Origin of the sequence: Spongorhabdus nitratireducens, assembly GCA_947387575.1 — a bacterium.
Lineage (GTDB): Bacteria > Pseudomonadota > Gammaproteobacteria > Pseudomonadales > Endozoicomonadaceae > CANDOC01.
Map to the genome: position 1 here is coordinate 70,990 of CANDOC010000014.1, position 12,321 is coordinate 83,310.

The window sequence follows — 12,321 nt, forward strand, 5'->3', positions numbered from 1 at the left end:
CCTTATTTATCCACGATCCGCGCTAGTTTTAGTATCTGGGAACTCACCATCAACCGGGCGTTTTGCACAGCATTGATGTTGATGGCGAAATTGACTTTTCCGGCGTTCCGGTAGAGACCGATCATACCGCCCTGTTCCGGGAACTGGTTCATATCACTCAGAGTCAGCACCGGGCTGTTTCTTAACTGTTTCAAGACCCCTGAAAGCTGGCTCTGGGAGGAGTCGCTTATATACAGAGCGTCACATTCCCGGGTCATGTACTCGGGGCTGATACGAGGTTTAACAACGATAGTGCGACCTGAAACTTCTTTACCGTTAATGGCATTCAATGCCCGGGGCATAATTCCTGAACCCAGCAGGCAAAGTCGGATTTCCCGGTTGTTGTAGGGCCAGTCGGTGAAACGGATGATGTTGTAAATAATGGCGGTTTTAACTTTTTCTTCGCTGGCTTTAGGTTTCTTCTCACTGGTGGCGAAACCGGAGACAGATAAAAACAACAATGCCAGCAACAGACGCAAAGCCAGGCCATATCCCGGACCGGATAGTGATGGTACTGATAGTGTGAATGGCGTCCGTGCGCTTTTCATCTACTCAGTTCTTGGTCGCTGATATTTGATAGCTGCCGAACTGCCAGAAAAGGTAGCTATGTAATTTATTAGGTCTGTATAAATAGTTGCACTGTTTCATCATCAATTACAGCCCTGCCGCTATTTCCTTTGCTCGCCGGTAGGCTGCTCCGGCATCCAGAATTCCAGCGCCGCATAGCTCGGGAACACATGACAAAAGTCCACCTTGCGGAAATGATTGGGCACTGCTCTGGAGAATATCTCTGGCCTGAGCATAGGTCAGATCAGGTATCAGTAACGACAGTGCGGCAATAACACCGGAAACCATGGGCGTTGCCATGCTGGTGCCCTGTAAATAGGCATAACTATATGATTGCGGCCCTTGAGTACCGTCATCAAAAGCCGCAAGAATGCCATTTTCGGGAGTATTTGTTAGCTGTATCGGATCGTTTGTATAAGGGAGGATCGTCAGGGCTGTACTCTGGTCTGCTGCAGAATTAGACAGGTCTACAGGTAGTGCCAGTGTTTTGGTTTCACCGCCGGGGGCAGCGATATCAACATTACTGCCAAAACTTGAGTAGTAAGCTTTTTCACCGGCACGGTTTGTTGCTGCAACAGTAATGACACCAGGGCAATTACCCGGTGTAATAAATTCAGACCTATCACCGTTATTACCTGCTGCGGCCACAATAATAGCTCCACGGGCATTGGCTTCAGCAATAACCAGCCTGAATAACTCAGGACATTCCGGAGAGTAGCCGCCGAGACTCAGGTTGATGACTTTGCTAACACCTGTGGGCGCCGGAAAACCGTCAAGAGGGAAGCCTACAGCCAATAAAATGGCTGCAGCGATTTCTGAAGAAAAACCGCCACATGGGCCGATAGCTCGAATAGCTGTGATCCGGGCCTGATTATGGATAACTCCGACCATACCTTGATTGTTATTGGTTTCAGCAGCGATAGTGGTTGCTACATGAGTGCCATGCCAACTGCTGTCGATATTTACTGGCGGGACAGGTTCGCCGTACTCGGTGGTACCGCATTGCCCGGCTGTTTCCCAGGTGCCGGGATCACTGGGATCATTGTCCCGACCATTACCGTCACGGCTTTTCTCTGGCGAACTGATAACGTCAATACCACCACCATACACACCTACCAAATCCGGATGACCTGTCAGTACGCCACTGTCTACAACGGCGACATCAACAGTTCCTGTTTGATCCATCTGGGACCACATATCAGGTGCGTTGATGCCGAATTTTTCATAGAGATACCACTGCTGGCTGTAGTAGCCATCATTGGGCGTACCACTTAATGCTGGTGGAGTTGAGGTACCCAGAATCTGCATTGGATAGTCGGGTTCGGCGAAGGCAACCTGAGGGTCGTTAGCAACCAGAGCAGCTAATGCCTCTTCATCCTGCAGGCTGGTGACATTGCCGCTGGATACCACATCGAAGTTGAACTTGCTGCTATCACTAGAAGAATTAAAAGCAGCACCTTTGTAAGTTGCTCCGGTTTTAATAAATTGTATGGCTCGGGCAGGTGTTGGCTCTGAATGATAGCTGACAACAACACGGCCACTGGCAGGTTTTTGCTGCAGGCTTTCAGTTGCTGCCACTGGGACAGAAGCCGAGAGTAAGGCCAGAGTAATCAGTGCCGGTTTCATGCCTTTCCTGAAGTTAGCTAGTTATTCTGAATGGTTATCGGCAGGCTCTGGAGATACATGGGGTTATCCGGTTCCGCAGATCGAATAAAGTCTGCTTCTGCAAGACTGGTGGTGAGATCAGACAGTGTTTCATCCGTTTTGAGGGTAAAACTGATGACCCAGCCAAAAGGGAGTTTGTCCTCTACCGTCACTTCCGGGTGGTCCGTCAACTCAGATATCTGTTGTATATATTTTTGGGGCTGGGCATTAATGGCTTCTAACGAGTCTTCAGCAAAAAGAATAGTAATACGCTGTCTGGCTTGTGCATCTTGAGCCTCGGCGATAGACAGCAGGCCTAACCCGGCCAGTAATATAAAGAAAAACAATGCCTTGCCCGGCATTTGATGTTTCTTTTCAGGTTTCCGCATAGCGCTCCATTCTGCCTGTAACAGGCGAAATCCGTTTCAAGGCTGTTTATTCAGTATCGGGCAGGAATCCTTGCTCTGCCATCAGTCGTCTGTTTTCGATAGACTCGATAAGAAACAACAATAACAACAGGCAACCTGATAATGCTGGAAAGTCTGCTGGCACTGTCCAGCCATCCAGCCTGGATGGCCGTCGCAATCATTCTGGGCACTTACATTCTGGAAGATCTGGCGATTGTTTCTGCTGCCTTGCTGTGTGCCGATGGCATGCTATCGCCCTGGGTGGGTTATGCCGCACTGGTATTTGGCATCTATACCGGAGACCTTGGGCTTTACGGGCTGGGTAAGTTGTTTCATCAGTGGCAGCCCCGCTTTTTCAAAGAGAAATTAAAACGACCGATGAACCGGCTGGAACCCAGGCTGCGTGCTCATATGGTTTCTGTCGTACTGCTGGTGCGGGTTATTCCCGGTCTGCGATTGCCAAGCTATCTCGGGTGTGGCTACTTCCGCCTTTCATTTCAGATGTTTAATGGACTGGTGTTGCTGGCGTCGTTGACTTGGACGGCTGCCGTTTTCTGGTTGATTTATTTCCTTGGGGTTGAACTCTGGCACTCATCAGGTGAAGCCCGATGGTTGTTACCTATAGGGTTTATTCTACTGGTGCTGGGACTGCATCGACTGCTGGGTCGGGTATTAAGCCGTTATATGGATATTAAGGGGTAACAGAATGCAGGGAATTGCAGACGTAGAGAAAGCAGAGACTCAACCTCAGGTTGCTCGTGCCGGGAACCATAGCTCTGTCAAAGACATTACAAACCCTGAGGTCATTAACCGCCAGGTGCACGAAGGCCTGCCTCCGCTGGAACTTGATCAGAGACCACTGTCTTTCTTTGAGTTCTGGCCATCATGGCTGATTTATTCCCCTATAGCGATGTACTGGGTGTATCAGTCTCTACGTCACCGGTCGGTTTCGTTGCCTGCGTGTGCCAATCCGGATTTTTATCTGGGAGGAATGGTCGGGGAGTCAAAGGATGAAACATTTGAGCAGGCAGGCTCTTTTGCAAGGCAGTTCATTGCACCTTATATCAAGTGGATTCACCAGCCCGAGCTCAGTGCTCACCAGAACTCCCTTCAGGCAATCAGCCAGTTACAGGCAGCTGAGCTTTCATTTCCGGTGATTGCCAAGCCGGATATCAGCTGCCGGGGGGCGGGTGTTCGGATCATTAAAAAACAGCAGGATCTGATTGAGTACCTGCAGTCGTTTCCCCTGAATGCCGCCTTTTTACTGCAGCAACTTATCCCGTGGGAGGCCGAAGCCGGCATTTTTTATATCCGCCATCCGGAGGAGGAGAAAGGACGGATATTGTCGGTGGGCCTGAAGTATGCGCCGTATGTTTACGGCAATGGGCGTGATACGCTGAAAACACTCATCCTGCAGGACTCCCGGGCTGGTTCGATTGCTGACAGGTATTATCAGCGTCATCAAGACAAGCTGGATAGTGTCTTACCTGAGGGACAACCATTTCGGCTGGCGTTTACCGGAAGTCACAGCCGGGGTGCGATTTTCCGGGATGGAAATAATCTGATAACGGCAGCGCTGGAAACTGAGGTTGACCGTATATGCCGGGATATCAAGGGGTTTCATATTGGCCGGTTGGATATCCGGTTTCGGGATACGCAGTCATTAATGCAGGGAAAGGATTTCCGGATTCTGGAAATTAATGGCATCAGTGGTGAAGCGACGCATATCTGGGATGCACGTGGCTCCCTTGGTGAATTGTACCGGACGTTATTCAGGCAATATGGATTGTTGTTTGAATATGGGGCTGCCAACAGGAAAAAAGGAGCCAGCCCTCCCGGGTTGATGGAGATCCTGCGAGGCTGGTGGCGGGAAAAGTCGCTGACCAGTCGCTACCCTTATAGTGATTAAGGGTGGAAATATAAGAGCCTGTTCATGATCTTTCGTGGATAGCGAAAATGTTGAGAAAAACCTCAGGTGCTTCGATTTTTTGAGGCGCATAGTGGTGCTATGTAACGAGGGAAAGCGGAGCACCTGAGGTTTTTATCGGCATTTGCAGCCCACGACAAGATTATGAACAGGCTCTAAAATCAGGCACATAATCAATGTGCTTCGCGCCATGGAGGGCGGGATGAAAACAATAGCCTTGAAAGGATGGCTGGCTGCATTGTTGCTGGTTTTCACAGCAACAGGATATGCCGCTGGTAAAAATGATATCTACACCAGCTGGTTCAGTGACAAGGCAGTCAGTGGTTACGACACCGTTGCCTTCTTTACCCAGAAAAAACCTGTTAAAGGTTCATCAGACTACAAATTTAACTGGAAAGGTGTGGTCTGGTTATTCTCCTCGGAAAAACACCTCGATATGTTCCGTGATGCACCGGAAAAGTATGCACCTCAATATGGTGGATACTGTGCCTGGGCTATTGCGGTAAAGGCTGACCGGGCACCAGGCGACCCCAACTTCTGGCGCATTGTGAATGGCAAACTGTACCTGAACTATGACCGTTCAGTGCAGGACAAATGGCTGAAAGATATTCCCGGTTTTATCAAGCAGGGTGATATCAACTGGCAAAACATGACCAACGACAGGGAGAGCTAAAGCATGGGTAAGGGAAAGTATGTGGTCTGGATTCTGTCAGTTTATGTAGCCTTTATTTTTATTCAGTCACTGTTCTTCAAATTTACCGATGCTCCGGAAACGGTGCATATTTTCGGCATTCTGGGAGAGTGGTCAGGCTTTGACTGGTTTGCCGAATACGGAGCGTACGGTGTAGGCATTGCTGAATTAATTGCCTCCTTGCTGCTGTTTTCTGCCATGAGAATGTACGGCGCAGCAATGGCAACCGGTATTATGGCAGGAGCGGTGTTCTTTCACCTGTTTACCCCGCTGGGTATTGAGATGCCGACGTTTGACGAGCAGGGAAATATTACCGGTGATGACGGTGGTCTGTTGTTTATCAATGCCTGTGCTGTGCTGGTATCAGCCTTTATTGTGTTTGTAATGGAAGCGAAAAAGCGATTTAACTGATTTGTCGCTAGGTTGTCACAAGGCTGTCAGATAATTATTCCTAGCATGGTGTTGCGGGATGGAGCCTGACTCCTTCATATTATTGCTTTAGGTGTTCACTAAAGCAGCATGAAGGAGTCAGCTGCAGATAATCATAATAAAGGGACACACCATGCAAACTGCTGATTCTCCTTTTTCTCTGCCACGCCGGGTTGGCTTTGGTGTGGAACCTTTACTGGAAAAGGTTCTGGGCCTGTCCGAACTGCGCAACCTTTATGATTCGGTGCCGAAAGGCCTGTCTTCTGCTGATTTTCTTGATGCGACTCTGCAAGCCCTGAATATTGAATCCCGGATTACTCTGGGTGATATACAGCGAATTCCCGAGAGTGGCCCGCTGGTGGTGGTAGCCAATCATCCTTTTGGCGGGATTGAAGGCGTGGTGCTGGCTCAGCAGTTAATACGGCGTCGGCCTGATGTCAGGGTGCTGACCAATGAAGTGCTGAAGCGTATTCCGGAACTGGATGGGCTTTTCATTGGCGTTGATTTATTTGGTGGCTCTGATGCCAAAAAACGTAATCGTCAGGCCATTGAAGAAGCGACACAGTGGGTCAGGGATGGTGGTGCATTGATTATTTTTCCCGCCGGTGAGGTTTCCAGCCTGAAGCCCTCAGAACGCTGTGTCACAGACCCGAAATGGCGTCGTACTGCTGGCCGAATTATTCAACAAACACAGGCCAATGTAACGCCGGTATTTATTGAAGGCACTAATGGCTGGCCGTTCCAGATGTTGGGGCTGATTCATGAACGACTACGTACGGTCAGGCTGGTTAGGGAGTTGCTGAATAAACAGGGACGGATACTGCAGCTACGCATTGGAGATCCACTGACGCCAAAGGAATATGCTCATCTTCAATCCACGGCCGATCTGACAGAATTTCTCAGGCTTAATACCTATCTGCTGGCAGAGACACCGCTTGGAGACCAGAAGTCCAGAGTGGAAACTGTAGCTTCTGTCATGGCTGATATAGCCGAAGGTTATCCCCGACAGGTACTGGTGAAGGAAGTGGCAACACTGCCGCCAGAATGTCGGTTAATGCAAAAGGGGGATATGGCTGTTTATTGCACAGAAGCATCAGCCATTCCTCATGTGCTGCAGGAGATCGGCCGTCAACGGGAAATTGCATTCAGGGCCGTGGGTGAAGGGACCGGTAAAAGTCTCGACCTCGACAGTTATGACAGATACTACCTTCACCTTTTCCTATGGAACCACGCCAAAGGTGAACTGGTGGGTGCCTACCGTCTGGGGCGAATTGACCGGATTATGCGTGATCAGGGGCTAAAAGGAATCTACTCCCGCAGCCTGTTTAAATATAACAACGACTTCCTGGAAAAAATGGGCACCTGTCTGGAGATGGGGCGATCTTTTGTCTGCCAGGATTATCAGCGCAGTATGACAGCATTGCTGATGCTATGGCGCGGCATTGGGGCCTATGTAGTTAACAATCCCCGGTATCGGGTGCTGTTTGGTCCGGTCAGTATCAGTGGTGATTACAGTGAAATTTCCCGTCAGCTGATGGCCGGCTTTCTGCAAAGTAATAACTACGACGCGGTGCTGGCAACCATGGTGCGTCCTACATCACCGCTCAAGAGTATTAAAAAAAGACATTGGTCTGAAAGTTCGCTGCAGAGCCTGAATGATATAGAAGGGCTGTCTTCGCTGGTTCAGCGGGTTGAAGGTGACAAGGGGATTCCCATCTTGCTGAAACAGTATCTGAAGCTCAGAGGCGAACTGGCAGGGTTCAATGTCGATAAGGACTTCAATAATGCGCTCGATGGCCTGATTATTGTTGATCTGATGAAAGTGGATGAACGGACACTGAAGAAATATATGGGACCGGAAGGTGCGGAGACGTTCCGGTCTGTACACTCAAAGAGCTCCAGTGAAACTGAAGCAGCCTAGAAGTTAAAGACTCAGGCTTGCAGCAGCTCCTCTTCCTGCTTTTGATAATGCAGGGTTGCAGGCGCCATGCCGGTCTCTTCCGGAACGGTGTAGCCCTGCTGTACCAGCATCACTCGAAGCAAGGCAAGGTGATGAACGGTATGGCTTTGCAGAAACAGCAACTCACGAATCAGGGTTGTGGATAGCTCAACCCCGTCATCTTCGCTGTCACCGTGAACCCGAACCTGAAGGGTCAGTGGCGGTTTGATGATGCAGGAATCCTTAATAGACTCCAGTCCTGCCAGATGTTGCTTCAGTGTTGCCAGAGCAAATTCGCGGTCCTGCTCCAGCTGGTTTTTACGGGAGCGCTTGTCATAGCAGACATGCCCTTGCTGGATACCTTCCAGCAGGTTCTCGTAATGCTGCAGGATATGGCGGGTATGCATCCCGGGTGTGCCCTGAAAATTAGCGACAGCGCCGGCGTAGGTTTCATTATCGATCAGTTCAAGTACGGTCTTTAAATCTTCAAGGGCGCACTTGTTACCTTCAATTGCTGTTTGTTGCATAAATAGGCGTCCCGCCACGTTAGTTACTGCTCATCCCGGAGTTTCACATAGTCACCTGACAAAAGCACGTTAACAGCTGCTACTGAATTGTCACCCGACTGTTACCTTCTTTTGTATCACGAAAACATGATTCATGGTTGTCTCATCATCTGCTGGGGCAAATAAAGTCCAAGATAGGCCAGTGATGCCCGTAAACCTTCCTGAGCCATGGTGTCGGTGATATTGCCGTGTTCCTGATGCGAGATAGAGTACACCTTGTCGGCAATCTGCAGCGCTATGGCAAAGATATTGTATGTCTGTGGCAGTGGCGGCAGCTGGAAAAACTGTTGATGATGACCATGAATCCGGCAACCCAGCTGGTTGTCATGTTCGTAATCAGCGTGACGGATTGAGCTGACAACATGCTGACCCAGAATCAGGTCACGGACATATTTGTTCTCCCGGTAACAGGCCACGAACCGCTGCTGCAGTTGCCGGAAGATATCGCTCCAGTGATGGATTTCATCGGTCTGAAGTGGCTGTTCAAGAATAGCATCGAACTCGGTAAAAATTTCTTCTACCAGAGCCTGGAACAATACATCCGTTTTCGGGAAGAAATGATAAACCGAAGATGGTGGAATGCCGGACTTTTCGGCGACCTGATACAGTGACAGCTCGCTGGTGCTGGTGTATTCAAGCAATTCCCGGGTAACTTCCATAATCAGGCGACGGCGTTCAAGTCCGCGAACTTGTTGTTTACGACCGGCTTTTCTGGAAGTTTCCTTGCCCGTTTTTTCAGGAGCTTCAACTGTATCAGTCATGTTGGCGGCTTCGGGATATCTCAAAAGTGGCCTATTGTGGTCGAGCTATTCGCATCCGTCTATTGGCTTGCACACCTACAGTGATCTTTGCAGCTGATCGGGCAGATAAATGCTGAGATAGGAACGGGCTGCACGCCAGCCTTCCCGGGCCAGCTCCGGGGTGATGTTGCCATACTCCTGATGAGACATGGCATAAACCTTGTCCGCAATTTGCAGTGCAATGGCAAAGATGTTGTAGCTTTGGGGCAGTGGCGGAAGCTCAAAGAAACTGCGGTAAATGGCTTCGATCTGTTTACCCATCTGCTCATCATGCTGGTGGTCGGCAGACAGAATATCACTGTGCAAATGCTGTCCCAGAATCAGGGCGCGGGCCATGGGATTATCCTGATAATACTGCTGCATTCGGGATTCCAGTATTTGCCCGATATCACTCCAGTGATCAATCTGATCAGCTGGAATGGGTTCGGCAACACAGCTATCAAAGGCTTCAAACGCTTCTTCAGCCAGTGCCTGCAGCAGCACATCCATTTTCGGAAAGAAGTGATACAGCGATGACGGCGGAATTTCAGCTTTCCGGGCGACATCATAAAGTGAAAGACTCGAAACGGATTCAGAGGTTACCAACTCTCTGGCTGCCGTCAGGATCCGGCGCCGGCGCTCCAGACTCCGGGTCTGGTGCCGCCGGCCTTTTGTTATCGATGTAACAGCGGACGGTATGACGGTATCAGCTTCAGGCTTTTCAGCTGGCAGGGCACTCACTTAACTTCTCCTTGATAGCAATCTGCGCTCTTTCAGGTGCCGGATTGCGCCGGCAGATCCATTCGCCGATGGCAACCACTACACCCAGTCCTGCAAGTGTAGAAAAGGTATGTGTCGGATCGAATGCGCCTGGAGGCAGAACAAAAAACACAATAGCCTGCGCAGTAAACAACAGGGGCAGAAAAACAATAATGCGGGTTGTCCACAGTTTGCCGGGAATCTGCCAGCCGGCTTCAGCACCCGGCTGACGCTTGAGAATCAGATAAGCAGGGAATAGTAGCAGGTACGGCAACAGGAAAATCAGGTTGGCAAAGGAAAACAGTGACCAGTAAAGCACTTCGGCAGATTCAGCCATAACACCGTAAAGAATGATTGCCAGAGAAGAGACTCCACCACTCAGGACACTTGCACCCAGAGGTGTGCCATAGGTGGGATGCTCAATGCCGAATATGGCTGGCAGGTCATTGTCGTGAGCGGCTTCGGTGGCAGCACGGTTTGAGCCAATACTCCAGGTCACAATATTGGTCATAAAACTGAACATAATCAGCATACCAATCACCAGTACCAGCCATTCACTGCCGGGGAGAGGAGCCAGCAGTCGTTCAAAAGTAGACAGCAGGCCTGAAATCAGACCGATTTCATCAACAGGCAGGGCTGCCAGCATGCCAAAGACGGCGAACAGGTAAAGCACAGTAATTACAATGCCTGCCAGCAATAGCGCTACAGGCAAATCACGCTGTGGATTTTTCATTTCATCGCCGGCACAGCAGGCCAGGTCAAAACCCATCATGGAGAAGATAATTACGGGGAAAAACTGCAATCCCTCGTCCCATTTAGGTGTCAGGGTGGTCAGGTTGATAGTGTTGGCAATTCCGTCGTGCATTGCAGTAATTACACCGCCAACACCCAGCAGAAAGACCACCAGAATCTTGCAGCAGGCACCGATATTGGGAATCCATTTACCGATATCCAGAGATAGACAGCAGACGGCCACGGCCAGCCAGGTCGCAACCAGTGCAAACAGAATCTGGTGTTTCAGCGGCATTTCAGGCCAGAACATCTGGGAAAAAATACCCGCCATCATGATAAAGGCTGCGGGCATCCATAAAGCAACATTGATCCAGTAGAGCCAGCTGGTGCGGGAAGCCCAGCGTTTACCGAAAGCCAGCCGAACCCAGTGAACAATGCCACCCCGGGATGGACGGCAGGTACCCAGCTCAACACTGATCAATGCATAGGGAATGGCAAAACAGATAAAAGACAGAAGCCACCAGGTCAGAGACTGCACCCCGATCGCCGCTGCGGCAGCCAGTCCGTCAATGGTGAGGATGGCGCTGATGGTAAACAGCATAATATCGCGGCGGGTCAGACGTCGGGGGTTGATCATGACGGTCTCCTGACGGTGCTTCTTAACGAGTTTTCAATAAGTTGGATGAAAGCTGTGATGGGCAACTTCCATCCAACATCCGGCGAACTGTTACACAGCCGGTACCTGCTGGGTAATGCAGTGGATGTTGCCACCGCCCAGCAGGATTTCACGAGCGTCAACACCGACAATTTCATAGCCGGGGAAAACATCCTGCAGCAGTGCCTTGGCCTCTTCGTCACGAGCCGGATCCAGCAGCGGCAGAATAATGCGCTTGTTGGTAATCAGGAAGTTGGCATAGGAGCCTGCCAGACGCTCACCGGCAGTACGTTCCATTCCCTCACAGGCATCAATGCCGCCAGCTTCTTCTTCGCGAATATGCAGCGGGCCGGGGATATGCATCTTGTGGATCTTCAGCTTGCGGCCCTTGGCATCAGTGGCTTCACTCAGAGCCTTGAAGGCTTCCTGGGAGATTTCGTACTGGGGATCGTTTTCGTCATCGCACCAGGACAGAATCACTTCACCCGGACCGGCAACGTGAATCAGGTTGTCCACATGACCGTTGGTTTCATCGTTGTAGAGACCGCGTGGAATCCAGACGACTTTCTCAATGCTCAGATAATCTCTCAGAACCTGCTCGATCTCTTCTTTTGACAGGTCCGGGTTACGGCTTGGATGCAGCAGGCATTCTTCAGTGGTGTAAAGTGTGCCTTCGCCGTCTACGTGAATAGAACCACCTTCAAGCACGATCGGTGCACGATAGTGATTGTCGCGATGAATTTCGCAGATCTTGCGTGCAATCTGGTCGTCACGGTTCCAGGGGAAGTACAGACCGTCAACAAGCCCACCCCAGGCATTGAATTCCCAGTCCACACCACGGCGCTCGCCTTTGTCGTTCACGACATAACTTGGGCCGATATCCCGCATCCAGGAATCGTCGGTTGTCATTTCCACTACACGAATATGCTCAGGCAACAGGTTGCGAGCGTTATCATACTGTGCGGCGGAGACTGCCATTGTGACCGGGGTCACGTCAGCGATGGCTTTGGCAGTGTTAACAAAAACCTGCTGAGCCGGCTTGCCGCCGAAGCGCCAGTTATCGGTGCGCTCCGGCCAGGCAATCCAGACTTCTGCATGAGGCTCATGCTCACCGGGCATACGGAAACCATCAGCTTTTGGAGTAGTGGTGAAGGTCTTGCTCATGACGTGATTCTCTTTAATTCGTT

General features: G+C 50.4%; 13 protein-coding genes. 5 read left to right on the forward strand and 8 right to left on the reverse strand.

The window, feature by feature from the left end:
- Positions 1–2: 2 nt before the first annotated feature.
- The 3 genes from ACYZZ0_RS21400 to ACYZZ0_RS21410 form a co-directional block, all read right to left on the reverse strand.
- On the reverse strand, positions 3–587 hold the full coding sequence (locus tag ACYZZ0_RS21400; RefSeq protein ID WP_461538704.1) for a YfiR family protein: 585 nt from the start codon (positions 585–587) through the stop codon (positions 3–5).
- A gap of 106 nt (positions 588–693) precedes the next feature.
- Positions 694–2,232 (reverse strand): S8 family serine peptidase, encoded by a 1,539-nt coding sequence (locus tag ACYZZ0_RS21405; protein WP_461538705.1) that lies wholly within the window; start codon positions 2,230–2,232, stop codon positions 694–696.
- A 17-nt stretch (positions 2,233–2,249) separates the two neighbouring features.
- Positions 2,250–2,639 (reverse strand): hypothetical protein, encoded by a 390-nt coding sequence (locus ACYZZ0_RS21410; RefSeq protein ID WP_461538706.1) that lies wholly within the window; start codon positions 2,637–2,639, stop codon positions 2,250–2,252.
- A gap of 141 nt (positions 2,640–2,780) precedes the next feature.
- Between ACYZZ0_RS21410 and ACYZZ0_RS21415 the strand changes: the two genes are divergently transcribed.
- The 5 genes from ACYZZ0_RS21415 (at position 2,781) to ACYZZ0_RS21435 (ending at position 7,625) form a co-directional block, all read left to right on the forward strand.
- Positions 2,781–3,359 (forward strand): DedA family protein, encoded by a 579-nt coding sequence (locus tag ACYZZ0_RS21415; RefSeq protein WP_461538707.1) that lies wholly within the window; start codon positions 2,781–2,783, stop codon positions 3,357–3,359.
- Positions 3,360–3,363: 4 nt separating this feature from the next.
- The gene (locus tag ACYZZ0_RS21420; RefSeq protein WP_461538708.1) at positions 3,364–4,566 is read left to right on the forward strand and encodes a D-alanine--D-alanine ligase; all 1,203 of its coding nucleotides are present in this window, start codon (positions 3,364–3,366) and stop codon (positions 4,564–4,566) included.
- 220 nt (positions 4,567–4,786) lie between these two features.
- Positions 4,787–5,257, forward strand: a complete 471-nt coding sequence (locus ACYZZ0_RS21425; protein ID WP_461538709.1) for a YHS domain-containing (seleno)protein — start codon at positions 4,787–4,789, stop codon at positions 5,255–5,257.
- A gap of 3 nt (positions 5,258–5,260) precedes the next feature.
- The gene (locus ACYZZ0_RS21430; RefSeq protein ID WP_461538710.1) at positions 5,261–5,686 is read left to right on the forward strand and encodes a MauE/DoxX family redox-associated membrane protein; all 426 of its coding nucleotides are present in this window, start codon (positions 5,261–5,263) and stop codon (positions 5,684–5,686) included.
- Positions 5,687–5,837: 151 nt separating this feature from the next.
- On the forward strand, positions 5,838–7,625 hold the full coding sequence (locus ACYZZ0_RS21435; RefSeq protein WP_461538711.1) for a lysophospholipid acyltransferase family protein: 1,788 nt from the start codon (positions 5,838–5,840) through the stop codon (positions 7,623–7,625).
- 11 nt (positions 7,626–7,636) lie between these two features.
- On the opposite strand, the gene ACYZZ0_RS21440 is transcribed toward ACYZZ0_RS21435, so the two are convergent.
- From ACYZZ0_RS21440 to aguA, 5 genes are all read right to left on the reverse strand, one after another.
- Positions 7,637–8,170, reverse strand: a complete 534-nt coding sequence (locus ACYZZ0_RS21440; RefSeq protein ID WP_461538712.1) for a hypothetical protein — start codon at positions 8,168–8,170, stop codon at positions 7,637–7,639.
- A 131-nt stretch (positions 8,171–8,301) separates the two neighbouring features.
- Positions 8,302–8,970 carry a TetR/AcrR family transcriptional regulator gene (locus tag ACYZZ0_RS21445; RefSeq protein WP_461538713.1) on the reverse strand — a complete coding sequence of 223 codons (669 nt, stop codon included), beginning with the start codon at positions 8,968–8,970 and terminating at the stop codon, positions 8,302–8,304.
- A gap of 75 nt (positions 8,971–9,045) precedes the next feature.
- Positions 9,046–9,729, reverse strand: a complete 684-nt coding sequence (locus tag ACYZZ0_RS21450) for a TetR/AcrR family transcriptional regulator (RefSeq protein ID WP_461538714.1) — start codon at positions 9,727–9,729, stop codon at positions 9,046–9,048.
- Positions 9,710–11,116, reverse strand: coding sequence for an APC family permease (locus tag ACYZZ0_RS21455; protein ID WP_461538715.1), 1,407 nt, complete (start codon positions 11,114–11,116; stop codon positions 9,710–9,712). The genes ACYZZ0_RS21450 and ACYZZ0_RS21455 overlap by 20 nt, the downstream gene beginning before the upstream one ends.
- 90 nt (positions 11,117–11,206) lie before the next feature.
- On the reverse strand, positions 11,207–12,298 hold the full coding sequence (gene aguA / locus ACYZZ0_RS21460) for an agmatine deiminase (protein WP_461538716.1): 1,092 nt from the start codon (positions 12,296–12,298) through the stop codon (positions 11,207–11,209).
- Positions 12,299–12,321: the final 23 nt, after the last annotated feature.

Bases quoted from the DNA above. Each gene is read 5' to 3' on its own strand.
- ACYZZ0_RS21400 (WP_461538704.1), bottom strand. From the start codon at position 587: ATGAAAAGCGCACGGACGCCATTCACACTATCAGTACCATCACTATCC.
- ACYZZ0_RS21405 (WP_461538705.1), bottom strand. From the start codon at position 2,232: ATGAAACCGGCACTGATTACTCTGGCCTTACTCTCGGCTTCTGTCCCA.
- ACYZZ0_RS21410 (WP_461538706.1), bottom strand. From the start codon at position 2,639: ATGCGGAAACCTGAAAAGAAACATCAAATGCCGGGCAAGGCATTGTTT.
- ACYZZ0_RS21415 (WP_461538707.1), top strand. From the start codon at position 2,781: ATGCTGGAAAGTCTGCTGGCACTGTCCAGCCATCCAGCCTGGATGGCC.
- ACYZZ0_RS21420 (WP_461538708.1), top strand. From the start codon at position 3,364: ATGCAGGGAATTGCAGACGTAGAGAAAGCAGAGACTCAACCTCAGGTT.
- ACYZZ0_RS21425 (WP_461538709.1), top strand. From the start codon at position 4,787: ATGAAAACAATAGCCTTGAAAGGATGGCTGGCTGCATTGTTGCTGGTT.
- ACYZZ0_RS21430 (WP_461538710.1), top strand. From the start codon at position 5,261: ATGGGTAAGGGAAAGTATGTGGTCTGGATTCTGTCAGTTTATGTAGCC.
- ACYZZ0_RS21435 (WP_461538711.1), top strand. From the start codon at position 5,838: ATGCAAACTGCTGATTCTCCTTTTTCTCTGCCACGCCGGGTTGGCTTT.
- ACYZZ0_RS21440 (WP_461538712.1), bottom strand. From the start codon at position 8,170: ATGCAACAAACAGCAATTGAAGGTAACAAGTGCGCCCTTGAAGATTTA.
- ACYZZ0_RS21445 (WP_461538713.1), bottom strand. From the start codon at position 8,970: ATGACTGATACAGTTGAAGCTCCTGAAAAAACGGGCAAGGAAACTTCC.
- ACYZZ0_RS21455 (WP_461538715.1), bottom strand. From the start codon at position 11,116: ATGATCAACCCCCGACGTCTGACCCGCCGCGATATTATGCTGTTTACC.
- aguA (WP_461538716.1), bottom strand. From the start codon at position 12,298: ATGAGCAAGACCTTCACCACTACTCCAAAAGCTGATGGTTTCCGTATG.